At 71.8% G+C, this 21869-nt stretch carries 21 protein-coding genes; 10 read left to right on the top strand and 11 right to left on the bottom strand.

Annotated features, from left to right (window positions below):
• Positions 1-30: 30 nt before the first annotated feature.
• Positions 31-324, bottom strand: coding sequence for a hypothetical protein (locus Asi03nite_RS06910; RefSeq protein ID WP_203677575.1), 294 nt, complete (start codon positions 322-324; stop codon positions 31-33).
• A gap of 582 nt (positions 325-906) precedes the next feature.
• Here Asi03nite_RS06910 and Asi03nite_RS06905 point away from each other — a divergent pair.
• Genes Asi03nite_RS06905 through Asi03nite_RS06890 form a run of 4 tightly spaced genes read left to right on the top strand, consistent with a single transcriptional unit; the run spans position 907 to position 5089 of the window.
• Complete coding sequence (locus Asi03nite_RS06905) at positions 907-1395, top strand: 2Fe-2S iron-sulfur cluster-binding protein (protein WP_203677574.1); 489 nt, start codon at positions 907-909, stop codon at positions 1393-1395.
• Entirely contained in the window at positions 1392-2366 is a 975-nt protein-coding gene (locus tag Asi03nite_RS06900; protein ID WP_203677573.1) for an FAD binding domain-containing protein, read from the top strand. Before Asi03nite_RS06905 ends, Asi03nite_RS06900 begins: the two co-directional genes overlap by 4 nt.
• Entirely contained in the window at positions 2363-4372 is a 2010-nt protein-coding gene (locus Asi03nite_RS06895) for a xanthine dehydrogenase family protein molybdopterin-binding subunit (RefSeq protein WP_203677572.1), read from the top strand. The genes Asi03nite_RS06900 and Asi03nite_RS06895 overlap by 4 nt, the downstream gene beginning before the upstream one ends.
• A 42-nt stretch (positions 4373-4414) precedes the next feature.
• Positions 4415-5089 carry a SprT-like domain-containing protein gene (locus Asi03nite_RS06890; RefSeq protein WP_239102495.1) on the top strand — a complete coding sequence of 225 codons (675 nt, stop codon included), beginning with the start codon at positions 4415-4417 and terminating at the stop codon, positions 5087-5089.
• 77 nt (positions 5090-5166) lie between these two features.
• Here Asi03nite_RS06890 and Asi03nite_RS06885 read toward each other — a convergent pair whose 3' ends face one another.
• The 3 genes from Asi03nite_RS06885 to mmsA are packed head-to-tail and all read right to left on the bottom strand — an operon-like array spanning position 5167 to position 9139.
• The gene (locus Asi03nite_RS06885) at positions 5167-6279 is read right to left on the bottom strand and encodes a substrate-binding domain-containing protein (RefSeq protein ID WP_203677571.1); all 1113 of its coding nucleotides are present in this window, start codon (positions 6277-6279) and stop codon (positions 5167-5169) included.
• 17 nt (positions 6280-6296) lie between these two features.
• Positions 6297-7586: a multiple monosaccharide ABC transporter permease gene (mmsB, locus tag Asi03nite_RS06880; RefSeq protein WP_239102494.1), complete on the bottom strand. Its 1290-nt coding sequence runs from the start codon at positions 7584-7586 to the stop codon at positions 6297-6299.
• A 5-nt stretch (positions 7587-7591) separates the two neighbouring features.
• Entirely contained in the window at positions 7592-9139 is a 1548-nt protein-coding gene (gene mmsA, locus Asi03nite_RS06875) for a multiple monosaccharide ABC transporter ATP-binding protein (RefSeq protein ID WP_203677569.1), read from the bottom strand.
• A 199-nt stretch (positions 9140-9338) separates the two neighbouring features.
• On the opposite strand from mmsA, the gene Asi03nite_RS06870 reads away from it, so the two are divergent.
• Positions 9339-10460 (top strand): ROK family transcriptional regulator, encoded by a 1122-nt coding sequence (locus tag Asi03nite_RS06870; RefSeq protein WP_239102493.1) that lies wholly within the window; start codon positions 9339-9341, stop codon positions 10458-10460.
• A gap of 231 nt (positions 10461-10691) precedes the next feature.
• On the opposite strand, the gene Asi03nite_RS06865 is transcribed toward Asi03nite_RS06870, so the two are convergent.
• The 3 genes from Asi03nite_RS06865 to Asi03nite_RS06855 all read right to left on the bottom strand — a co-directional run bounded on the left by Asi03nite_RS06865 (position 10692) and on the right by Asi03nite_RS06855 (position 13145).
• A complete protein-coding gene (locus Asi03nite_RS06865; protein WP_203677567.1) occupies positions 10692-11060 on the bottom strand; it encodes a response regulator in 369 nt (122 codons plus the stop codon).
• Positions 11061-11179: 119 nt separating this feature from the next.
• Positions 11180-12307, bottom strand: coding sequence for a serine hydrolase domain-containing protein (locus Asi03nite_RS06860; protein WP_203677566.1), 1128 nt, complete (start codon positions 12305-12307; stop codon positions 11180-11182).
• The gene (locus Asi03nite_RS06855; RefSeq protein WP_203677565.1) at positions 12237-13145 is read right to left on the bottom strand and encodes an LLM class oxidoreductase; all 909 of its coding nucleotides are present in this window, start codon (positions 13143-13145) and stop codon (positions 12237-12239) included. The genes Asi03nite_RS06860 and Asi03nite_RS06855 overlap by 71 nt, the downstream gene beginning before the upstream one ends.
• A gap of 113 nt (positions 13146-13258) precedes the next feature.
• Between Asi03nite_RS06855 and Asi03nite_RS06850 the strand changes: the two genes are divergently transcribed.
• Positions 13259-14872, top strand: coding sequence for a methyl-accepting chemotaxis protein (locus Asi03nite_RS06850; protein WP_203677564.1), 1614 nt, complete (start codon positions 13259-13261; stop codon positions 14870-14872).
• Here the strand turns inward: Asi03nite_RS06850 and Asi03nite_RS06845 are convergent.
• On the bottom strand, positions 14862-15911 hold the full coding sequence (locus tag Asi03nite_RS06845) for an LLM class flavin-dependent oxidoreductase (RefSeq protein WP_239102492.1): 1050 nt from the start codon (positions 15909-15911) through the stop codon (positions 14862-14864). The two genes, Asi03nite_RS06850 and Asi03nite_RS06845, sit on opposite strands and share 11 nt — an antisense overlap.
• Before the next feature lie 33 nt (positions 15912-15944).
• On the opposite strand from Asi03nite_RS06845, the gene Asi03nite_RS06840 reads away from it, so the two are divergent.
• Positions 15945-16748 carry a nitroreductase family protein gene (locus Asi03nite_RS06840; protein ID WP_203677562.1) on the top strand — a complete coding sequence of 268 codons (804 nt, stop codon included), beginning with the start codon at positions 15945-15947 and terminating at the stop codon, positions 16746-16748.
• A 113-nt stretch (positions 16749-16861) separates the two neighbouring features.
• Here the strand turns inward: Asi03nite_RS06840 and Asi03nite_RS06835 are convergent, their stop codons facing one another.
• The 3 genes from Asi03nite_RS06835 to Asi03nite_RS06825 all read right to left on the bottom strand — a co-directional run bounded on the left by Asi03nite_RS06835 (position 16862) and on the right by Asi03nite_RS06825 (position 18448).
• On the bottom strand, positions 16862-17308 hold the full coding sequence (locus Asi03nite_RS06835) for a VOC family protein (protein ID WP_203677561.1): 447 nt from the start codon (positions 17306-17308) through the stop codon (positions 16862-16864).
• 227 nt (positions 17309-17535) lie between these two features.
• A complete protein-coding gene (locus tag Asi03nite_RS06830; protein ID WP_203677560.1) occupies positions 17536-18171 on the bottom strand; it encodes a DUF2461 domain-containing protein in 636 nt (211 codons plus the stop codon).
• A 109-nt stretch (positions 18172-18280) separates the two neighbouring features.
• Positions 18281-18448 carry a hypothetical protein gene (locus Asi03nite_RS06825; protein WP_203677559.1) on the bottom strand — a complete coding sequence of 56 codons (168 nt, stop codon included), beginning with the start codon at positions 18446-18448 and terminating at the stop codon, positions 18281-18283.
• Positions 18449-19481: 1033 nt separating this feature from the next.
• On the opposite strand from Asi03nite_RS06825, the gene Asi03nite_RS06820 reads away from it, so the two are divergent.
• From Asi03nite_RS06820 to Asi03nite_RS06810, 3 genes are all read left to right on the top strand, one after another.
• Positions 19482-19640, top strand: a complete 159-nt coding sequence (locus Asi03nite_RS06820; protein WP_203677558.1) for a hypothetical protein — start codon at positions 19482-19484, stop codon at positions 19638-19640.
• A gap of 204 nt (positions 19641-19844) precedes the next feature.
• Positions 19845-21137: a coiled-coil domain-containing protein gene (locus Asi03nite_RS06815; protein ID WP_239102491.1), complete on the top strand. Its 1293-nt coding sequence runs from the start codon at positions 19845-19847 to the stop codon at positions 21135-21137.
• Between the two features lie 312 nt (positions 21138-21449).
• A complete protein-coding gene (locus Asi03nite_RS06810; protein ID WP_014689763.1) occupies positions 21450-21788 on the top strand; it encodes an RNA polymerase-binding protein RbpA in 339 nt (112 codons plus the stop codon).
• Positions 21789-21869: the final 81 nt, after the last annotated feature.

The raw sequence follows: 21869 nt of genomic DNA, 5'->3' as shown, positions 1-21869 counted from the left end.
CCGCCGGGCGGCGAGCACCCGCGGATCCGGTCAGTCCGGCGAAAGCCGGGCCCGGCCGGGAAAGCGGGACGCGAGAATGCGATCCGGACCCGTTACCAGGAGTGGCTCGAGCGCTGAGCCCTGATCCGGTGGACGGCCCGCCACCTGGGCGGCCAGCCGTCCACGAACCGCCCGAACGCCGAGCCGCCGGACGGCTCCGGCGGCATCACCGGCTGCGGCGGGTTCAGGGCCAAACCGTACTCCGATCAGTCCGAGCCGGCCGAACACCGTGGACAGCCGCGCCTCGGCGGCGAGCAAGCGCACGTCGGACAGGAGGGCGAGCACCAGGCGGGGTGCAGCAGATCTGCGACGGCGAGCCGGCCGCCGTGGGGCTGGCCGCGGGCGGCTGATCGCCGAGCCCACGGGACCAGAGCCGTTGCGGCGCCGGGTTCAAGGACGACTCAAGAATCCCAGAGGTTGCCCGGGCGCGGCGCTGGGGTCGCACGCGCCCGGACATTCCTACCAACGGATCTCCGCCGGAAAAGTTCAATCCATTCCACAGGCCAGCACCACCCCGGACATCTCCCTGCTCCTCCCCGGCCGGCCCCCGAGGTCTCCCACACCCGCCGACACACCTCCCGATGCCGTCGGGCCCCCGCCGCTGGTAGTCAGCGGTCTCTCGGGTTGCGGCTCCGGCTTACCGGCCACCGGGGCTTCCGCCGGGCCGATATGTGGTCAGACCGCGACAGTGGCCGGACAGCCGGGCCGCCGGACAGTCGCCGGGACCGGACAGCGGAGTGGTCGGGCCGGGGAAGGGTCGGACTGGCCCGGCGGGCGCCCGCCCCGGCCGGACAGCGGCTGGGACGACCACTGCCAACGGGATCCCGCCAGATGGTTGATCCGCGCGGACACGGGTAAGGGCCCGGCATGCGTCTCACCGTCAACGGTGCCCAGCACCATCTCGTCGGGCTGGACCCGCGGACCACGCTGCTCGACGCGCTGCGCGAGCACCTGCACCTGACCGGCGCCAAGAAGGGCTGCGACCACGGCCAGTGCGGCGCCTGCACGGTGCTGCTCGACGGCCGCCGGGTGAACAGCTGCCTGATCCTGGCGATCACCCAGCAGGACGCCGAGGTCACCACGGTCGAGGGCCTGGGTCGCCGGGGCGAGCCGCACCCGGTGCAGCAGGGGTTCCTGGATCACGACGGCTTCCAGTGTGGGTACTGCACGCCCGGCCAGATCTGCTCGGCGATCGGCATGCTGGACGAGGCCGGCAAGGGCTGGCCGAGCGCCGTGACCGAGGACGACGACCTGCTCAGTGACCGGGAGATCCGCGAGCGGATGAGCGGCAACCTGTGCCGCTGCGGCGCCTACCCGGCCATGGTCCCGGCGATCCGGCAGGCGGCGGGCCGATGAAGACGTTCGAGTACCGCACGGCAGCCGGCCTCGCCGCCGGTCTGGAGCCGGGGGCGGTGTTCCTGGCCGGCGGCACGAACCTGGTCGACCTGATGAAGCTCGGCGTCGCCACCCCGGACGTGCTCGTCGACGTGAACCGGCTGCCCCTGCACGAGGTGTCCGGCCTGCCGGACGGCGGGATCCGGATCGGCTCCGCCGTACGCAACAGTGATCTTGCCGCGGACCACCGGGTCCGGACCGCCTACCCGGTGCTCAGCCAGGCCCTTCTCGCCGGCGCCTCCGGGCAGCTGCGGAACATGGCGACCACCGGCGGCAACCTGCTGCAGCGCACCCGCTGCCGGTACTTCATGGACGCCACCATGCCGTGCAACAAGCACCGGCCCGGCTCGGGCTGCCCGGCTCGCGACGGCGACCACCGCAACCTGGCGATCCTCGGCGGCTCGCCGGCGTGCGTCGCGACCCATCCGTCCGACATGGCGGTCGCCCTGGCGGCCGTGGACGCGGTGGTCCAGGTCGATGGGCCGGCCGGTCAGCGGTCGATCCCGGTGACCGGTCTGTACCGGCTGCCGGAGGACACCCCGGAACGCGACACGGTCCTGGAGCACGGCGAGCTGATCACCGCGGTGGACCTGCCGGCGCTGCCGGTCGCGGCCCGCTCCACCTACCGGAAGGCACGCGACCGCGCCTCCTACGCGTTCGCGGCCGGGTCGGTGGCGGCCGCGCTGCGGGTGGCGGACGGGCTGGTCGCCGACGTGCGACTGGCGTTCGGCGCGGTGGCCCCGAAACCCTGGCGGGCATACGTCGCCGAGGAGGCGCTGCGCGGGCAGCCGGCGACCGAGGAGCGGTTCCGGGCCGCGGCGGACGCCGAACTCGCGGCCGCGCGACCGCTGCGCGACAACGCGTACAAGATCGCTCTGATCCGCAATCTGACCGCGGCGGTCCTGACCGCCCTCGCGGAGGATGTCCGATGACGAGCATGCTGACCCGGGCCGTCGGCGCGCCGCTGCCGCGCCTGGAGGGTCCGGCCAAGGTCTCCGGCGCGGCCCGCTACGCCGCGGAATACCCGCAGGACCGGATGGCGTACGGATGGATCGTCCAGTCTCCGGTTGCCCGGGGCCGCCTCGACGCCGTCCTGACCGATCCGGCCGAGGAGGACGTCCTGGTCGTCCTCTGGCACGGCAACGCACCGCACCTGGAGCAGACGGACGACCCGGAGCTGGCGGTGTTCCAGTCCGACCGGATCGGTTACCGCGGCCAGCCGGTCGCCCTGGTCGTCGCCACCTCGCTGGAGGCCGCCCGCCGCGCCGCGCAGGTGATCCACCTGGACATCGCTGCCGAGGAGCACGACGTCGAGCTGCGCGCCGACCACCCGGACCGCTACACCCCGGAGTCGGTCGTCCCGGACGTGCCGGCGGTGTCCGGGACCGGCGATGCCGAGACGGCTCTGGCCAGCGCCGCGGTCACGGTAGACGTCACCTATGTGACGCCGCCGCTGCACAACAACCCGATGGAGCCGCACGCCACGATCGCCCGCTGGGATGGTCAGGACCTGATCCTGTACGACTCCAACCAGCACCCGTCCGGCATCGCCGAGACCCTGGGCACCGTCTTCGGGCTCCCGGCCGAGCGGGTGCACGTGGTGACCGAGCACGTCGGCGGCGGTTTCGGGTCGAAGGGCTCGGCCCGCCCGAACGCCGTCCTGGCCGCCCTCGGCTCATGGGTCACCGGCCGCCCGGTCCAGATGGCGCTCCCCCGCCAGGCGATGTTCAGCATGGTCGGGCACCGCGCCCCGACCGTCCAGCACATCCGCATCGGCGCCTCGCAGGACGGCGTCCTGACCGCGATCGATCACCAGACGCACACCCAGTCGAGCCGCCTGTTCGAGTTCGTCGAGTCCGCCTCGGTGGTCACCCGCGACGTCTACCCGGTGCCCCACCTCCGGACCGGCCACCAGGTCGTACGCCTGGACATGCCGACGCCGCGCTGGATGCGCGCCCCCGGCGAGGCGCCCGGGATGATCGCGCTGGAGTGCGCGATGGACGAGCTCGCCGAGCGGCTCGGCGCCGACCCGCTCGATCTGCGGCTGCGCAACGCGCCGCGTCATGAGCGGGTGCTGCGCGCCGGCGCGGAACGTTTCGGCTGGTCCGGTCGGGACCCGCGGCCTCGGCGGCGCCGCAGCGGGGAATGGTGGACCGGCACCGGGATGGCCCTGGCGACGTATCCCGCCACCGCGATGCCGTCCACGGCGCGGGTCCGGGCGCTCGCCGACGACGAGTACGAGGTGGCGATCGCGGCGACCGACCTCGGCACCGGCGCCCGCACGATCCTGGCCCAGATCGCCGCCGACGAGTTGGACGTCCCGGTCGGCCGGATCCACATCCGGATCGGTGACAGCACCCTGCCGCGGGCGTCGGTGGCCGGCGGCTCGTCGGGCAGCGCGTCGTGGGGCTGGGCGGTCACCGGCGCCTGCCGTGAGCTGCGCTCCCGCGGCGGGCGGGAGGCGGTCTTCGACACCACCGAGCTGGTGCGGGAGCAGAAGGAAGGACAGCACGCCTGCGGCGCGCACTTCGCGGAGGTACGGGTGAGCGCCGTCACCGGCGAGATCCGGGTGTCCCGCCTGTTCGGCATGTACGACGCCGGCCGCATCCTGAACCCGCGCACCGCCCGCGCCCAGTTCCTCGGTGGCATGATCATGGGAATGGGGATGGCCCTGCACGAGGAGTCGGTGCTCGATCCGGCGCAGGGCACCTGGGTCAACCACGACCTGGCCGAGTACCACATCCCCACGCACGCCGACGTCGAGTGGATCGACGCGGCCTGGCTGGACGAGCCGGAGACCGGCCTCAACCCGATGGGTAGCAAGGGAATCGGCGAGATCGGCATCGTCGGCTCCCCCGCCGCGATCCTCAACGCGGTGCACCACGCCACCGGCGTCCGGATCCGGGATCTACCGGCCCGCCTCGACAAGCTGCTCTGAGCGACCCGTCATCATGGGAGGTGACGAGGAGGAGCAGCACGGTTGGACCTGACAGAAGCAGAGCGGCTCGCCACGGCCCTGATGGCCCGGCACGAGCTCACCGGATGGCGGCTGACCTTCGACGACGCCAAGACCAGAGCCGGCGTCTGCCGCCCGGACCGCAGGGAGATCGGCCTCTCCCGCCCGCTGATCGCGCTGTACTCCCCGGCGCAGGTCACCGAGACGGTCCTGCACGAGATCGCGCACGCGCTGGCCGGCGCGGCTCACGGCCACGACGCGGTGTGGCGGGCCACGGCGATCCGGATCGGCTGCTCCGGCCGGCGGTGTGTCCCGGAGGAGGCGCCCAAGGTGGAGGGCGCCTGGGTCGGCGTCTGCCGGGCCGGGCACCGCACGTCGGCCCATCGCCGGCCGATCCGGGTGAAGTCCTGCCGCCGGTGCTCGCCGCGTTTCGCCAGGTTCGCGGTCTTCGCCTGGACCTACCGCGGCCAGCCGGCTGCGCTGCACCCGGCTTTCGCCGCCGAGCTGGTCCGTCTGCAGGGCTCCGACGGCGCGCCGGCGCGGGCCCGGCCGCGGGTCGGCGACCGGGTCCGGCTCAAGGGCACCGGGAAGTACGCCGGCCTCACCGGCACCATCGTCAAGCAGGGCCGCACCCGCTACCAGGTGGAGACCGGGCTGGGCACGCTCGGCGCTCCGTTCACCCTGGTCGAACCGCTGTGACGCCGCCCGGAATTCCTGGACGAAGCGAAGCGGGTGCCCCCGGAGATCCGGGGGCACCCGCGTTCAGCTGATGTCGCTTACTTGGTGAGCGCCGACAGCTTCGGGTCGTTGGCGTAGGCCTCGGCGGCGGTCGCCTTGGTGACGATGACCGGCGGGAGCAGGTACGCCGGGACGACCTTGCTGCCGTTGTTGTACGACTTGGTGTCGTTGACCTGCGGCTCGGTGCCGGCCTGCAGGGACTTCACCATGGTGATGGTCTCGGCCACCAGCTTGCGGGTGTCCTTGTTGATCGTCGAGTACTGCTCGCCGGCCATGATCGACTTGACCGACTCGACCTCGGAGTCCTGGCCGGTGACGACCGGGATCGGCTTGCCGGCGCCCTTGACCGAGGTGATGATGGCCCGGGCCAGGGTGTCGTTCGGGGACAGCACGCCGTCCAGGGTCTTGCCACCGTTGTAGGTGGAGTTCAGCAGCGAGTCCATGCGGCTCTGCGCGCCCTCGGCCTTCCAGCCCTGGATCGCGGTCTGCTTGACGTCCTTCTGGCCGGAGCCGACGACGACGTCACCCTTGTCGATGGCGGGCTTGAGCACGTCCATCGCGCCGTTGAAGAACACACCGGCGTTGTTGTCGTCCGGCGAGCCGGAGAACAGCTCGACGGTCCACGGGCCGGTCGGCTTCTTCGCCTTCATGCCGTCCAGCAGGGCCTGGCCCTGCATCTGGCCGACCTTGAAGTTGTCGAACGCGATGTAGTAGTCCACGTCCGGGGTGTTGGTGATCAGGCGGTCGTACGCGATGACCTTCGCGCCGGCCTGGTGGGCCGCGGCGACCTGGGTCGACAGCTGCGCGGCGTCGGTCGCGCCGATGACGATCACCTTGGCGCCCTTGGTCACCATCGCGGTGATCTGGGCCTGCTGGTCGGCCACCGTGGTGGACGCGCCGGCGTACTGCACGTCGGACTTGAAGCCGGCCTCCTTGAGGCCGTTGGTGAACAGGTCACCCGCGAGCACCCAGTTCTCCGAGGTCTTCGACGGCAGGGCGACCCCGATCAGGCCGTCCTTGGCGAAGCCCTTGGCGTCGCCGGAACCGGAGTCGCCGGAGGAGGTGCCCTCACGGTCGTTCGAGCAGCCGGTAAGCGCGAGCGCAACGGCCGCACCGACGGCCACGCTCTTGATCAGAAAACTACGTCGCATGGAGGTTCAAACCCTTCTCAGGAGCGGGCCGCAGGCTGCTTCACGACGTTCGCCTCGACTGACTCGCCGGCCGCCGCCTCATGCCTGGAGCGGTTGGAGCGCGTCAGAGAACCGATGATCGAGAAACGACCCTGCTTCTTGTTGTACACATCGAGGGCGACGGCGCCGAGCAGGAACAGACCCTTGATGATCTGGACCATGTCGGAGCCGGTGCCGGTGAGTTGCAGACCGTTGTTGAGCACGGCCATGACGAGACCGCCGACGATGGAGCCGCCGATCGTTCCCAGACCGCCGGAGACCGCCGCGCCGCCGATGAAGACCGCGGCGATCGCATCGAGTTCCCAGCTGAGTCCGTCCTGCGGACCGGAGGCCGCGGAGCGGGCCACGAAGATCATGCCGGCCAGCGCAGCCAGGATCGACATGTTCATCATGACGAAGAAGTTCACCCGGCGCAGTTTCACGCCGGACAGCTCGGCGGCCCGGGCGTTGCCGCCGACCGCGTAGATGTGCCGGCCGCCGGCGGTGTTCCGGGTGTAGAACGAGTACGCCAGGACCAGCACGGCGAGGATGATGCCGGAGATCGGGAAGCTGGTGCCGACCCGGCCGCCGGCGAAGCGCAGCGTGACGAAGACGATCACCGCGATCATCACGACCATGCGCAGGACCGCGATCCACAGTGGCGCGGGCTCGGCGCCCTCCATCTGGGTACGCACCTGTCGGGCGCGCAGCTCCCGCCAGACCACGGCGGCGCAGGCCAGCAGGCCGAGCAGCAGCGTCAGGTTGTTGTACCCGGTGCTCGGCCCGACCTCGGGCAGGTACCCGGCGCCGATGTCACGGAAGCCCTCCGGCACCGGCACCGTGTCGGCGTTGCCGATGTACTGGTTGCCGCCACGGAACAGCAGCATGCCGGCGAGCGTGACGATGAAGGCCGGGATCCCGACGTACGCCACCCAGAAGCCCTGCCACGCGCCGATCAGCGCGCCGACGACCAGGCCGAGCAGGATGCCGAGCGGCCACGGCAGGTCGTGCTCGGTGACCGCCTTGGCCACCACGATGCCGACGAACGCGGCGACCGAGCCGACCGACAGGTCGATGTGGCCGGCCACGATCACCATCAGCATGCCGATGGACAGGACCGAGATGTACGCGTACTGCTGGGTCAGGGCGATCAGGTTGCCCGACTGCAGGGTGAGCCCGCCGGTCTGGATCTGGAAGAACACGATGATCGCCACCAGCGTGAAGATCATCCCGAACTGGCGGGCGTTCGAGGTCGTACCCCCGAACAGGTTTTTCTGTAGTTCTTTCATCCGACTCATGACGTGGCCAGCTTCTTCGTGGAGGTCATCTGCTTCATGAGGGTTTCCGGGTTGGCGTCACGCCGCGAGATCTCGCCGGTGATCGCGCCTTCGAAGACCGTGTAGATCCGGTCGCAGAGCCCGATCAGCTCGGGCAGCTCGGAGGAGATCACCACGACCCCGCGGCCCTCGGACGCGAGCTCCTGGATGATCCCGTAGATCTCGTACTTCGCACCGACGTCGATACCGCGCGTCGGCTCGTCCAGAATCAGCAGGTCCGGGTCGGTGAACATCCACTTCGCCAGGACGACCTTCTGCTGATTGCCGCCGGAGAGCTTGGTGACGCCCTCGTCGACGGTGGGCGTCTTGATCCGCAGGCTCTTGCGGTACGCCTCGGCCTGGCGGTACTCGGCCGCCTCGTCGAGCACGCCGTGCCGGGTGATCTTCGAGAGCTTCGCCGCGACGACAGAGGTCTTGATGTCGTCGAGCAGGTTCAGGCCGACCGCCTTGCGGTCCTCGCTCACGTACGCCAGGCCGTTCGCGATCGCGTCGGTGACGGACTTGAGCTGGATCTCCTTGCCGTCCTTGAAGATCTGCCCGCTCTCGTAGACGCCGTAGGAGCGGCCGAACAGGCTCATCGCCAGCTCGGTGCGCCCGGCGCCCATCAGGCCGGCGAACCCGACGATCTCCCCGCGCCGCACGGTGAAGCTCGAGTTCTTGCAGACCAGACGCTCGGCGGAGATCGGGTGCCGGATCGTCCAGTTCCGCACCTCGAAGAACACCTCACCGATGTCCGGCACGTGGTCCGGGAACCGGCTGCCCAGGTCACGGCCGACCATCCCGCGCACGATCCGGTCCTCGTCGGCGCCCTCACCCTTGACGTCGATCGTCTCGATCGTCCGGCCGTCGCGCAGGATGGTGATCGAGTCCGCGATCGCCTCGATCTCGTTCAGCTTGTGCGAGATCATGATCGAGGTGATGCCGCGCTCCTTGAAGCCACGCAGCAGGTCCAGCAGGTGCTGCGAGTCGTTCTCGTTGAGCGCCGCGGTCGGCTCGTCGAGGATCAGCAGCCGCACGTCCTTCGCGAACGCCTTGGCGATCTCGACGAGCTGCTGCTTGCCCACCCCGATGTCCTTGATCAGGGTGTCCGGGTCCTCCTTGAGCCCGACCATGGCCATCAGTTCCAGGGCCTTGCTGTTCGCGGCCTTCCAGTCGATGCGACCGAACCGCCGCGGCTCGTTGCCCAGGAAGATGTTCTCCGTGATCGACATCCCGGGAACCAGTGCCAGTTCCTGGTGAATGATCACGATTCCGGCGTTCTCACTGGCCCGGATGTCGGCGAACTTCGCCTCGGCGCCCCGATAGATGATCGAGCCGTCGTACGACCCGTACGGGTAGACGCCGCTGAGCACCTTCATCAAGGTCGACTTCCCAGCGCCGTTCTCCCCGCAGATCGCGTGGATCTCTCCGTCGCGTACCGTCAGCTGCACTTCGGAGAGGGCCTTGACGCCGGGGAAGGTCTTGGTGATCGACCGCATCTCCAGCAGTGGCGGAGCAGTGCTCATACCGCCTCCCAACAGGTCTTTTACAGAGATCTTCATGCATGACGCCAGCGTTTCCAGACTGTAAATCTTATTTATTTACTAAGTCAACCGGGGGTGGCATCATGGTCGGCATCGATCAGGTAACGACCGGGAGGGCACTTCTCCGGTGCGGCGAACAGGAACAAACCTGCCCAAAGTTGGCCAATACAACCGAGCTGTCGTGCTCGACCAGATACAGCTGGCCAACGGCATCAGCCGGGTGGAGATCGCGGAGCTGACGGGTCTCACCCCGCAGACCGTGTCCAGCATCGTGCGCCGGTTGATCACCGAGGGCATCGTCCGGGAGGACGGCGCCACGGTGTCGAACGGTGGAAAGCCGCGCACCCTGCTACGGGTCAACGCCCAGGCCGGCCTGGCCGTCGGCGTGCACTTCGACCCGGTCCAGCTCTCCTGCGTGGTGGCCGACCTGCTGGGGCACCCGCTGGCCAGGCTGCAGCAGCCGGTCCGGCCGGGCGCCTCCCCGGCCGCCATCGCCACGGCGGTCGCCGGGCTGGTCGACGAGGTGCTGGCCATCGCCGGGGTGAGCCGGAAACGGGTGCTCGGTCTGGGCCTGGCCACCCCCGGCCCGATAGATCAGACGCTCGGCACGCTGGTCGGCCCGCCACAGCTGATGGGCTGGACCCGGGTGCCGCTCAAGGACATGCTGGCCGAGGCCACCGGCCTGCCGGTGACCCTGGACAACGACGCCACGGCGGCGGCGATCGGCGAGTGCTGGGCCGGCGCCGGCCGCGGCGTGGCCGACTTCGCCTACTTCTTCTTCGGCGCCGGCGTCGGTGGCGGCCTGTTCCTCAACCAGCAGGTCTATCGCGGTGGCTCGATGAACGCCGCCGAGTTCGGCCACCAGTCGGTGCAGTTCGACGGCCCGGAGTGCTATTGCGGCAACCGCGGCTGCCTGGAGAGCCTGATCAGCCCGAAGGCGCTGGTCACGGCCACCGGGCTGGAGAGCTACGACGCCGTGCGGCAGGCCGCGGTCGCCGGCGACCCCGAGGTGGTCGAGGTGATCGAGACGGCCGCCGGCCACCTGGCCACCGCGGTGGTCAACGTCGCCAACATCCTCGACATCGACCTGGTCGTGCTCGGCGGCCACGGCCTGCGCCACTTCGAGGAGCGGTTCCGCGACGCCGCCGCGCACGCGCTGGAGAGCCGACCGCTGGCCCGCAACATCCGGACCGTCCGGGTCGAGGTCTCCCCGCTGGGCGCGGACGCCGCGGTGGTCGGCGCGGCGGCGCTGGTGCTGCACACGACGTACGCCCCGCAGGTCTCCGAACTGCTGTCGCTGTGACCCGTCGGCCGAAGACGCGCCGCGCACCACTGTGGACGGGCGATCAGCGGCGGGCGTCCGCCCGCTTCTGCCGCTGGTCGCGCCCCCGGGAGCACCGCCTGCCCGCGCCGGCCGGGGCCTGACGATCAGCCGGGCCGTCGTCGAGCGCCACCACGGGACGATCCGTTTCGAGCCTGCCCAGCGCCGGGGACGACGGTGCCCGTACGCCTGCCGGCGCGGCCGTTGCCGACCCTATCCGTGCCGCGCCAGAACCTCCCGCACGCACTCCACCAGCCGCTGCGGGGTGAACGGCTTGGTGACGACCGCCGTCGCGCCGGCGCGGGCCGGGCGCTCGTCCCCCGGGGTGAGGCTGCCGCTCACGAAGATCACCGGGAGCTGGCTGGTCGCCGGGTCGGAGCGGATCGCCAGGCACAGGTCGACGCCCGAGATCACCGGCATGTCGATGTCGCTGACCACCGCGGCGGGCGCGTGCTCCCGGACCGCCGCCAGGGCCGCCGCCCCGTCCCCGGCCTCGACCACCGTGTACCCGGCGCGGCTCAGCACCCGTGCCATGACCATCCGAATGTCGTCGTGATCCTCGGCCACCACCAGCAGTGTCATGAAGCCCCCGAGCGTTGCCCGCCGACCGCCATCAGCGTAGGCCGCGGCCCGCACCCGCGCCGGCCACTCGGCGAACCGGCACCAGGTCGTCAGGCCCTGGCGCTCCCCTCCCGCCGGCCTCACCGGCCGGAGCCGGCCCGGCCCGTGACCGCGCCGCACAGCGCCCCTTCGACCAGGGCGTCGGCCGCGCGCTGCTGGCGGAGCGGATCGTCGCCGGCCACCCCGCTGGCCGACACCACCACGCCGCGCCGGCCGTCGGCCGTGACGCCGTTGTCGGTGAGGTAGCCGCCCCAGCCGCCGGGGTGGCTGTAGTACATGCCGCCGCAGGGCAGCGGGCGCTGGAAGATGCCCAGGCCGTACCGGGCGCCCGGCAGGAGCGCGTCCAGCTCCGGCGCGACCGGGACGGTGCGGGTCATCTCGGCGAGCTGCGCCGGGCGCAGCAGCCGGCCGCCGAACAGCGCCCGGAAGAACGTGGTGACGTCCCGGGTGGTGGAGACGATCGCCGAGCCGGTGTCGGCGACCACCTGCTCGGTGACGTCGACCGGCGCGCCGCCCTCGAACGGCTGGTAGGCGCGGGCGTGCGGCTCCGGAAGCGCCGGCGAGTACCCCGACCAGGAGGTCGCGGTCAGGCCCAGCGGCCGGACGATCCGGCGCTCGACCTCGTCGTACCAGGCCCGGCCGGTGACCCGCTCGACGATCAGGTCGAGCAGGAGATAGCCGGTGTTGGCGTAGTGCCACCCCGCGACCGGCGGGTGGGCCATCGCGCGGGCGACCAGTTGCCGGGGCGTCCAGACGTCGTACCGGTGCAGCTCGAAGCCGGCGGCGGTCGTCTGGTCCGGGATGTCGTCCTGGATGCCGCTGGTGTGCTGCAGCAGCTGGCGTACGGTGATCCGGCGTCCGTCGTTGCCGTTGCCGCGCACGACGCCGGGCAGCCAGCGCTCCACCGGGTCGCCCAGGCCCAGCCGACCCTCGCCGGCCAGCTGCAGCACGACGACAGCGGTGAACGCCTTGCCGGTGCTGGCGATGCGGAACCGGCCGTCCGGCGGCACCGGCCGTCCGGTGCGCAGGTCGGCCACGCCGCTGGTGACGACCCGGTCCGGGCCGGCGCCGGTGACGAGACGGGCCTGCACCCCGGGGACGCCGAGGGCGTGCAGGGCGTCGGCATCGCGCTGCAGCTCATCGGAGGGCGCCGAGGCTCCGGTGGCCAGGGCGATCAACAAGGCGCCCAGAGATCGAAGGATTCGCATGTCGAGACGTTAGGCCGGACCGGACGCCGGATCCGATACCGCGAACCCCCGGAACGGGGGTGGGGCTGGCCGCAGCACGCAGCTCGAACGCGGCCCGCAGATCGGGGGCCACCGGCCGCGCCGCCAGCGCCCGCAACGCCGCGAGGATCTCGTCCACGCCACCGTCGACCGCCAGCTCCACCCCGTCCAGCAGGTGCTCGTCGACCCAGGCGCGCAGCCGGGCGGCGAATCCGGCCCCGGCGCCGTTGCGGGCCACCCTGACCCGGCCCAGCAGCGCCACCTCGCCGCGCGCCCGGCCGGCCAGCCGCAGCGCCTGGGTCAGCACCGCGTCGGCGCCGGCGGCGTGGGTCAGGTCGACCACCACCACGTCGGCCACCGGGGCCAGCGCGCTCACCCCGAGCGGGCCGAGGTCGGCGACCAGGACCGGGCCGTCCGGGCGGCCGTCGCCCGGGAACGCCGCCCACAGGCCGCTCAACACCCGGGCGTACTCGATCCAGCGCGTCTCCGGGTCGGCGCCGCCCTGGTCCGCGGGCCGTAACACCGCCCCGGACCGCCCGCCGGTCGCGGTGTCCAACGACAACAGCCGCCGGGCGGCGGTGAACGGCGGATTCCCGCGGGTCGGCAGCACCGGCAGGTACCCGACGCCGGAGGTGCGCCCGGCCAGGTAGGCGGCCACCACGGCCGGGTCGAGCGCGGTCCCGTGCGGGGACCTGTCGGCGAGCCGGATCGCGGCGACACCGGCCCGCTCGGCGGCTTCGGCGACCACCCCCGCCTCGGCGAGAGAGATCAGCCCGGGGCCGCCGACGGCGAGAGCGAGCTGGACGGGAACACTGCGCATCGGGACCACCTTCGGACGACCACGGTCCGCAAATCCTATCGGAAAGATAGGATTAAAGCCAGATCACAGCAGAAAGCTTCATCCCGCTACGCGGTCGGCCGACTGAGGGGGTCATGCGTATCAGTGACGTAAGTGTCGGCAAGCGCCTCGGCACCTCATACCTGGTTCTGACCGCGCTGATCGTCACGTCGGCCGGCGTCGGCTGGTGGGGACTGCGGCAGCAGGCCTCCGCCGAGTCGGAGCTGGCCGCCCTGGAGCAGATGCGTGACGACATCCAAGCGGTCAGGTACGACGCCGCTGACGTGTCCGGCTGGCAGGGTCTGGTGGTCGCGGACGCGGGCGCGTTCGGGTACGACTACGCCATCGGCCCGAAAGGCTTCAACCGTGACGGCGAGCTGAAGGCCAAGGACACCGTCTACGCCAACCTGGCGGCGGCACACACCGAAACCCTGAACGACGCCGAGCGGGCCATGTTCGACCAGCTCGAACCGGCCTGGAACGACTTCTTCCGCTGGGACGCGAAGGTCATGGAGTGGCTGTCAGCGGACACCACGGCGGGCCGCGCCACGGCGATGACCAGCATCAACGGCGGCGAGGCGGGCGAGGCCTATGGCAAGATCCTGGACATCGCGGCCAGCCTGGACCAGTCGGTCAACACCCGGGCCGCGGCGCTGCGTGCCGAGGTGGAGCACACCCGCACCGAGGCCGTACGGATGCTCGCCGTCGCCCTCGGTCTCGCCGTGACCCTGGCGGTGCTGATGAGCGTCTGGGTCACCCGCTCGGTGACCGGCCCGCTGGCGCAGGTGGTGGCCGCCCTGAAGCGCCTCGCCGGCCAGGACCTGACCGTCCGCGTCGGCCTGGACCGCCGCGACGAGCTGGGCACCCTCGCCGCCGCGGTGGACCAGACCACCGAGTCGCTGCGCGACACCCTGACCGCGATCGCCGGGCACGCCGGCACGGTCTCCGCCGCGTCCGACGAGCTGTCCGAGGTGTCCGCGCGGATCGCCTCGGCGAGCGCCGAGGTCGACACCCAGGCCGGCGCCGTCGCGAAGGCCGCCGGCCAGGTCTCCGGCAACGTGCGCACGCTGCAGGCCGGCAGCACCGAGATGACCCTGGCGATCGACGAGATCGCCCGCAACGCCGGCGAGGCGGCCCAGGTGGCCGGCGAGGCGGTGGGCGCGGTGCAGCACACCAACGAGACGGTCGGCAAGCTGGGCGCGTCGTCCGAGGAGATCGGCAAGGTGGTCGCCATGATCACGTCGATCGCGGAGCAGACCAACCTGCTCGCGCTGAACGCCACCATCGAGGCGGCCCGGGCCGGCGAGCTCGGCAAGGGCTTCGCGGTGGTGGCCGGCGAGGTGAAGGAGCTGTCGCTGGAGACCGCGAAGGCGACCGAGGAGATCGGCCGGCTGGTGCAGGCCATCCAGACCGACTCGTCGGACGCCGCCGGCGCGATCGACCGGATCGGTGACGTGGTGTCCCGGATCAGCGACTTCCAGACGCTGATCGCGGCGGCCGTCGAGGAGCAGACCGCCACCACCGGCGAGATGGGCCGCAACGTGGCCGAGGTGGCGGAGAGCAGCACGGCGATCGCCGGCAACATCGCCGGGGTGGCCCAGGCGGTCGGCACCACCACGGCGGTGGCCGGCCAGGCCCGGGAGAACGCCGCGAACCTCGCCCGGACCAGCGGCCAGCTGCGCGAACTGGTAGCCGGCTTCAAGCTCTGAGCAACGGGAGCAACCGCTCGCCCTGCCTCTCGATCTCGGAGAGGTAGGGCGTGTCGGAGAGCACGAAGTGGGTGATCCCCAGCTCCTGGTACTTCCGCAGCGAGCGGGCCACGTCCTGCGCCGAGCCGACCAGCCAGGTCGTCCCGGCGCCGCCTCCGCCGTACCGGCCCGGCGCGGTGTAGAGGTTGTCGTCCAGCACGTCGCCGCGCTCGGCGAGCGCGAGCAGCCGCCGCTGCCCGGCCGCCGCGGCCCACAGCGGGTCCAGCCGGGTGCCGCCGGCCATCGCCGCGACCTTGGCCTCCGCGTCCGCCCAGGCCTGCTCGGTGGTGTCGCGGACCAGCGTGGTCACCCGCAGGCCGAATTCCAGTGGCCGATGTTCGCGGCCCAGCTCGGCGCCGAGCGCCCGCAGGCGTTCGATCCGTTCCCGTACGCCGCTCAGCGGCTCCCCCCAGAACAGTTGCACGTCCGCCTCGGTGGCGGCGACCCGCTCGGCGGCCTCCGAGGCGCCCCCGAAGTACAGCCGTGGCGGCTCGGCCAGCCGCGGCACCACAGTCGCGTCGTCCACCCGGAAATGCCGGCCCTGGTGGGTGACGTGCTCCTCGGCCCACAGCTTGCGGACGATCCGGAGGAACTCGGCGGTCCGCGCGTACCGCTGGCTCTGATCCCCCTCGCTGTCGCCGTAGGCGGCGAGGTTGTCTTTTCCGGACACGATGTTGATCAGAACCCGGCCCCCGCTGAGGTGCTGCAGGGTCGCCGCCGCCGAGGCGAACTGGGCCGGCCGCCAGTACCCGGGCCGCGCCGCGATCAGCGGCCGGAACGTCGTGGTCCGGGCCGTCAGCGCGGTCGCCACGGTGAACGTGTCCGGGCGGCCCCAGCCGGTGCCGATCAGCGCGCCGCTCCAGCCGTGCTCCTCGCAGGCCCGCGCCTGCGCGGTCAGCGCGTCCAGGCTGTTGTGACCCGCCACCACGGTGTCGCCGCGGTGGCCGGGACGATCCTCGTTGGGGATGTACCAGAGGAACTCCGTAGTATCTCCTATCACGCCTATAGATATTAGACACATTGGGGAGAGCGCATGACCGACCCGCTGGCCGCCCGGTACGGCGACCCGGACGCCCGCCTCGGCGTCCTCACCGACGTGCTCCAGCTGCAGCTGGCCCGCCGCTCGGTGCGCCGCTTCACCGCCCGCGACGTCACCGAGGACGAACTGGCCGCTCTGGTCGCCGCCGCCCAGTCCGCCCCCACCTCGTCGAACCTGCAGGCGTGGAGCGTGATCGCGGTCCGCGACCCGCGGCGCCGCGCCCGGCTCGCCGCGCTCGCCGGCGACCAGGCGTTCGTCGCCCAGGCGCCGTTGTTCCTGGTCTGGGTCGCCGACCTGTCCCGGGCCCGCCGCCTGGCCCGCCGCGCCGGCTCCCCGCTGGACGCCACCGACTATCTGGAGACCTCGGTGATCGGCTTCGTGGACACCGCGCTCGCCGCGCAGAACGCGGTGGTCGCGGCGGCGTCGCTGGGGCTGGGCTCGGTCTTCGTCGGCGCGGTCCGCAACCACCCGGAGGAGATCGCGGCCGAGCTCGGGCTGCCGCCGCACGCCGTCGCGGCGTTCGGCCTCGCCGTCGGCGAACCCGACCCGGCCGAGCGGGCCGGGATCAAACCGCGGCTGCCGCAGCGGGCGGTACTGCACCGGGAGGTGTACGACGCGGAGGCCGCGGACGCGCACATTCCGGTGTACGACGAGCGGCTCGCGGCGTACAACCGGCAGTTCGGGCTGGCCGGAGGGTGGAGCGATCGGGTGCTCGCCCGGTTGCGTGGTCCGGAGTCGATGGCCGGGCGGCACCGGCTGCGGGAGGTCCTCGATCGGCTCGGGCTGCCCTCCCGTTGAGCGCTCGCTGATCCCTTTCGGTCGGATCCTCTGCGGTGCGGCGTCCGAAGTCGGCTGTGCACCCCGGACGCCGCTGCGCGGCACCCGGACCCGGCTGCCGCGCAGCGTCCTGATCAGTCCAGGCAGAACTCGTTGCCCTCGGGATCGGCCATGATGACGTGCCCGGCGTTCGGCGGGACCGCCTCGTGCCGCTCCAGCCGGGTCGCCCCGTGCGCGACCAGCCGCGCCGCCTCGGCCTCCAGGGCGGCCATCCGCTCCTCGCCGACCAGGCCCACCGCCACCCGGATGTCCAGGTGCACCCGGTTCTTGCCGGTCTTGCCCTCGGGCACCTGCTGGAAGAACAACCGTGGCCCGACACCCCTCGGATCGACCACGGCCGAGGCGCTGTTGCGCTTCTCCGGCGGCACGCCGTACGCCTCGAGCGCCTGCTCCCAGGACTCGAACCCGGCCGGAGGCGGCTGCACCTGGTAGCCGAGGGCTTCGGCCCAGAACAGGGCGAGAGCGCCCGGGTCGGCGCTGTCGAAGGTGAACTGGACCTCGCGAGCGATCTCCGGAGTCATGCGTCCAGCCTGCCGCGGATTGCGGTCAGATACTGTCCTGATTCGATGCGGCCCCTGATTCGGGTGGCCCTGCTTGGGCCTCGCCTGCCGTTCTCGGGGCTGCCTCGCCACACACCGGCCCCGTCTCGCCGGGCGCGGGCCCTGCCTGTTCTCGGGTGGGCGTGCCGTCTGAGCACTGGCGCGGCTGGCGTCGTCTTGGCCTTCGCCCGGTCTCGTCTCGGTGGTCCCTAGTCTCGCGCGGGTGGCCCGACGTGATCGTCGAGCCAGTGCCGCAGCGGCCGGCTCCTGCGAAGGAACTCGACCACCCGGCCCTTCGCCGAAGCGGTGCCCAGCCACGCCGCCGGCGCCCACTCCCGCCAGGTGATCAGCCCTTTGTGGCGCAACAGCCCGATCCGCGGGTGGTCCTTGGGGTACCCACGCGGCGCGGTCTTCAGCGTGTCCCGGCCGGCCACCTCGATCCCGGCCTTCTCGATCTCCGCGATCACGCCGGTCAGCAGCGTCCCGCTGACATCGTTGGCGACCGCTCGCCGATACCGGTCCAGCTGACCCGAATCCATCTGATAGAAACCGGACCCGGCGGCCAGCCCGTCCGCGGAGAGCTGGATGTACCCGCCGCTCTCCAGCCACGCTCCGAGATGCGTCTTGTACGGCGTCTTGTCCTTGCTGAACCGCACGTCCCGGTACGGCCGGAAGATCTTCCCCGGCCCGAACTCCGGCTCGAGCGCGGCCAGAAGCTCCTGCATGGGCGCGCGGACCTCGCTCTCGTAGAAGGCGAGATGTTTGATCCAATAGGTCTTCGAGTTGTCGGCGGCGAGTCCTTCGTAGAACTCGAGCGCCTCCACCGGCCAGCCACGGAACGTCACCTGTTGATTCTGCCCCGCGGGTCCGCGGCTGCGAGGCGGGGTCGGGTCAGGTCGGGGCTGTCACACGGGCGTCCCCTTCACCGCTGCCCCGGCGGCGTCGGCCCACGCTCTATGCCCACCACCGTCGCGCCATCGCCCCGGGCCAGCCGGCCGCGCCCACCACCGTCGCGCTGTCGCCCCGGGCCAGCCGCGCCCACCACTCACCGCCCCGGCCGTCCACGCCCACCACCCACCGCCCGGTCAACCGCGCCGACCGCACCGCCGCGCCCACTGCCACCGCGGCCGCGTCTATGCGCGAAGCGCCGCCGCCGAGCCTGCCCCGGCCGCCGCACTCACCGCCCGCACCGGATCGCCCCTCGCTTCTCCGTCCTTCGGACGTAATTGATCAGGAATATCCAGGAGCATTGATGGGGTGGTGGTCACCACATTTTCTCGCATGATCGAATGCTTACACGGCGAGATGGGGGCGCGGGAGAATTTCTGCATGGGTCAGATGTCGTTGTTCGGCAGAGCCGAAATTGCCGCGATGCGGGACCGGACAGCGGCGCGCGATTATTCGGCCGAGCGCGAGGAGTTCCGCCGGGAGCACAAGCGCCACCGCGATTGGGGATTGGAGCGCAGGCATGCCGAAAAGCTGCGGCGCCTGCGGGAGCGCGGGACAGCATCGCCGTCCCGGCCCGCCATCCGGAGCGATCAGACAGGCCCAGCGCGGTCAGCCTCGCAGCCCGCGGCACTACGCCCGGCAATTCCGCCTGCCGCTTCAACCGCGCGGACTGCCACGTCAGCCCCGGAAGCCGCCGCTGCCGGCCGAAAGGCCGCGCCCGAAGCTCGGCAGCACACCGCCCCGCCGCCGCCAGCCTTGCCCCCACCTCGGCAACCCACGGTCCCGCCGCCGACAGCCGCGCCCCCACCTCGGCAACCCACCGCCTCGCCGCCGCCAGCCGCCGTGGTCCCGCAACGAGCCACCCCAGCTCCGCGAGTCGTCGCCACAGCGCCGAGGCTTACCACTCGATCGGGCGGTCCGCTTCGGGTCGGGTCGGGTCGGCGTGGATCTTCAATGGAAAAGGGGCGTTTCTGTTTCCGAGTGGGGAAGGTGGAACTCGGCCATATCATGCGCCGTCGGCTTTGTTGGCGGTCACCATTCTGTGGTTCAGGACGTCAAAAGCAGGTAAAACGCGGCAGCAAGGGGGTGAGAGGGTTTCCGTGCCCTTATATGGGCTCGAAAGATTCTTCGCTTCGGGTCTTCGCGAACTGTTGGCGGGTTTGTTTCTGCCCTTGTGAAGGGCGGCACTCCGCGGGGTGGCCACCCTGTGGGGCAGCCACCTGGACCGGTCGCCCAGCTCAGCACCTCGGCCGTCGCCATCTGCGCGGCGGGCGCCGCGACCACCCTGTGCGCCTTGCTGGTCGCCCGGCTCCGGGCCGCCGGTCGAGCGGACACCGGCGCGCACATCGACGCCCTCGAGCCTTGAGCCGCTGCCCCGTCGTGGGTCGGTCATCGCTCCCGGTGGCGGCTGACCCCGGGACCGCTGCTCGGCAAGCGGTCATGCACACCCCGGGCGGCGACCCGGCCAGCGCCCGACCGGCAGCTCGGACCGGAGCGGCGCACACCATTTTCGCGGCGCCGGTGTGGTGACGCCGGTAAGATCGTTGCGCCGCCTACGCTGGGCCCTGCTATGACGACGCAGGACCACCCCGCCGCCGAGGCGGCCGAGACCCGACCCTGCGCCCACTGCGGGCGCCCGGTGCCGCAGCGCAACTCCGCCGGCCGCCCGTTCCGCTACTGCCGGGACAACGACGGCGAGTGCCAGCGCGCTTCCCGCAACGTGCGGATGCGGCACCGTTCCTCTCCCGGCCTGGCCGGTTCGGTGGCCCGCACCTGGGAGGTGGTGGACCGCCTCGACCAGATGGTGGGCACGCTCACCGAGGCGCTGCACTCGGAGATGTCCCCGGCCGGCGTCGAGCGCCAGGTCGCCGAGGTGCGCGCGGAGACCTCGCGTGCGGTCGCGGCCGCGCACGCCGAGCGTGACGACGCCCGCCGCGACGCGGAGCAGGCGGCGACGGCCACCGCGGCGGCGCAGCAGATCGCGGCGGCGGCGACGGCCGAGCGGGACGAGGCGCGGCAGCGGGCGACCGAGGCCGAGCGGGCCGCGGAGGAGGCCGGCCGCCGCGAGCAGGAGGCGGCGCGGGCCCGCGACGAGGCGGTCAAGGCCGCGACGGCCGCCGCGGCGCTGCGCGAACGCGCCGAGGCGGAACGCGACGCCGCGGCCGGCGAGCTGTCCGCCGCGCGCCGCGAGATTCAGGATGTCAAGGCCGAGCGCGATGCCGCCGAACGCGACCTGGCCGCTGCGCTCAAGGACCACAACGATTTCCGCCGTACGGCAGAGGAAACGGCCGTACGAGCGGAAGCCGCGCTCACGGCCGTCCGAGCCGACGCGGACGCCCTGCGGGACGCGGCAGACCAGGCGGCCACCCGGGCGGAGGCCGCGGAGCGGGCGGCCGCGGAAGCCCTCGCCCGCGCCGAGCGGGCGGCCGCCGAGGCCGGCTCGCGCGCCGAGCGCGCCGAGACCGAGGTGGCCGAGGTCCGGCAGGAGCTGGCCACGGTGGCGGCCGACCGTGACGAGGCGCGCCGGACGGTGGCGGAGCTGGACCGCGTCCGCAAGGAGCTGGAGCGGGCCGCCGACGAGCGCACGGATCTGGAACGCCGCCTGGCCGCCGCCCGGGCGGACGCGGACGCCGCGCACCAGCGGGTGGCGCAGCTGACCGGCCAGGTCAGCGACCTCGCGTCGGCACTGGCCGCCCTCGGCACGGGCCGCCCCTCCGCGGCCGGTTTCTCGGCAGCCGGCCCCTCCCCCGCACCCGCTCACTCCCCGCCAGCCGGTCCCTCCCCGGCAGCCCCTCGCTCCGCGACCGGCCCTTCGGACGGCGCGGCCTCCGCTCCCGCACAGTCCGGCCCCGCCGAGCACTGACCTCGATCAACTTTGCGCCACCGCATGATCACTAGGGGAAGTTCCGGCCGGCACATCACTGGTTGGTGATCAGCCGAGTGACAGACATCGCACCACCCATAGATGCATCAAACCGCCCCAAACTGGACCAAGGTCCACTTCACGACCGTTCAAATTACGGGGTACGGTGGCAGGCCGGTTACGCTCATAGCGTTACAACGCCTTTACCAGGCGGGTAAGAGACCGATAGATACTAGGCGGGCGCAGGAATCCGGCGGCCGCCCCTTTCGTTACACCAACGAGAGCAGCACCACGAGCGAGGGGAAGCCGATCATGGGCGAACGCATGCTGCGCGGCAGCCGTCTTGGCGCAGTCAGCTACGAGTCCGACCGTAACACCGAGCTGGCGCCCCGACAGACCCGTGAGTACCTGTGCGTCAAGGGTCACCAGTTCGAGGTTCCGTTCGCCGTCGACGCCGAGGTGCCCACCACCTGGGAGTGCAAGTTCGACGGCAGCGTGGCCCGGCTGGTCGACGGCAGCGAGCCGGAGCAGAAGAAGGCGAAGCCGCCGCGCACGCACTGGGACATGCTCCTCGAGCGGCGCTCGATCGCCGAGCTCGAGGACATCCTCAACGAACGCCTCCAGGAAGTCCGCACCCGCCGCGGTCGCTGACCACCCGAACAACGCGAAAAGGGCCGTCTCCCTCGGGACGGCCCTTTCCGCATGCCCGGCCGCCGCTCCCCAGCGGGCCCC

The organism is Actinoplanes siamensis (genome assembly GCF_016862395.1).
In the GTDB taxonomy this organism is placed as follows: Bacteria; Actinomycetota; Actinomycetes; order Mycobacteriales; family Micromonosporaceae; genus Actinoplanes; species Actinoplanes siamensis.
Note: the sequence above shows the minus strand (reverse complement) of the source record. Positions and strands in the feature narration are given on the sequence as shown.

Coding starts and splice junctions, on each gene's coding strand:
- Asi03nite_RS06905 (WP_203677574.1), top strand. CDS start 907: ATGCGTCTCACCGTCAACGGTGCCCAGCACCATCTCGTCGGGCTGGAC.
- Asi03nite_RS06900 (WP_203677573.1), top strand. CDS start 1,392: ATGAAGACGTTCGAGTACCGCACGGCAGCCGGCCTCGCCGCCGGTCTG.
- Asi03nite_RS06895 (WP_203677572.1), top strand. CDS start 2,363: ATGACGAGCATGCTGACCCGGGCCGTCGGCGCGCCGCTGCCGCGCCTG.
- Asi03nite_RS06885 (WP_203677571.1), bottom strand. CDS start 6,279: ATGCGACGTAGTTTTCTGATCAAGAGCGTGGCCGTCGGTGCGGCCGTT.
- mmsB (WP_239102494.1), bottom strand. CDS start 7,586: ATGAAAGAACTACAGAAAAACCTGTTCGGGGGTACGACCTCGAACGCC.
- mmsA (WP_203677569.1), bottom strand. CDS start 9,139: ATGAGCACTGCTCCGCCACTGCTGGAGATGCGGTCGATCACCAAGACC.
- Asi03nite_RS06865 (WP_203677567.1), bottom strand. CDS start 11,060: ATGACACTGCTGGTGGTGGCCGAGGATCACGACGACATTCGGATGGTC.
- Asi03nite_RS06860 (WP_203677566.1), bottom strand. CDS start 12,307: ATGCGAATCCTTCGATCTCTGGGCGCCTTGTTGATCGCCCTGGCCACC.
- Asi03nite_RS06855 (WP_203677565.1), bottom strand. CDS start 13,145: ATGCGCAGTGTTCCCGTCCAGCTCGCTCTCGCCGTCGGCGGCCCCGGG.
- Asi03nite_RS06850 (WP_203677564.1), top strand. CDS start 13,259: ATGCGTATCAGTGACGTAAGTGTCGGCAAGCGCCTCGGCACCTCATAC.
- Asi03nite_RS06840 (WP_203677562.1), top strand. CDS start 15,945: ATGACCGACCCGCTGGCCGCCCGGTACGGCGACCCGGACGCCCGCCTC.
- Asi03nite_RS06835 (WP_203677561.1), bottom strand. CDS start 17,308: ATGACTCCGGAGATCGCTCGCGAGGTCCAGTTCACCTTCGACAGCGCC.
- Asi03nite_RS06815 (WP_239102491.1), top strand. CDS start 19,845: ATGACGACGCAGGACCACCCCGCCGCCGAGGCGGCCGAGACCCGACCC.
- Asi03nite_RS06810 (WP_014689763.1), top strand. CDS start 21,450: ATGGGCGAACGCATGCTGCGCGGCAGCCGTCTTGGCGCAGTCAGCTAC.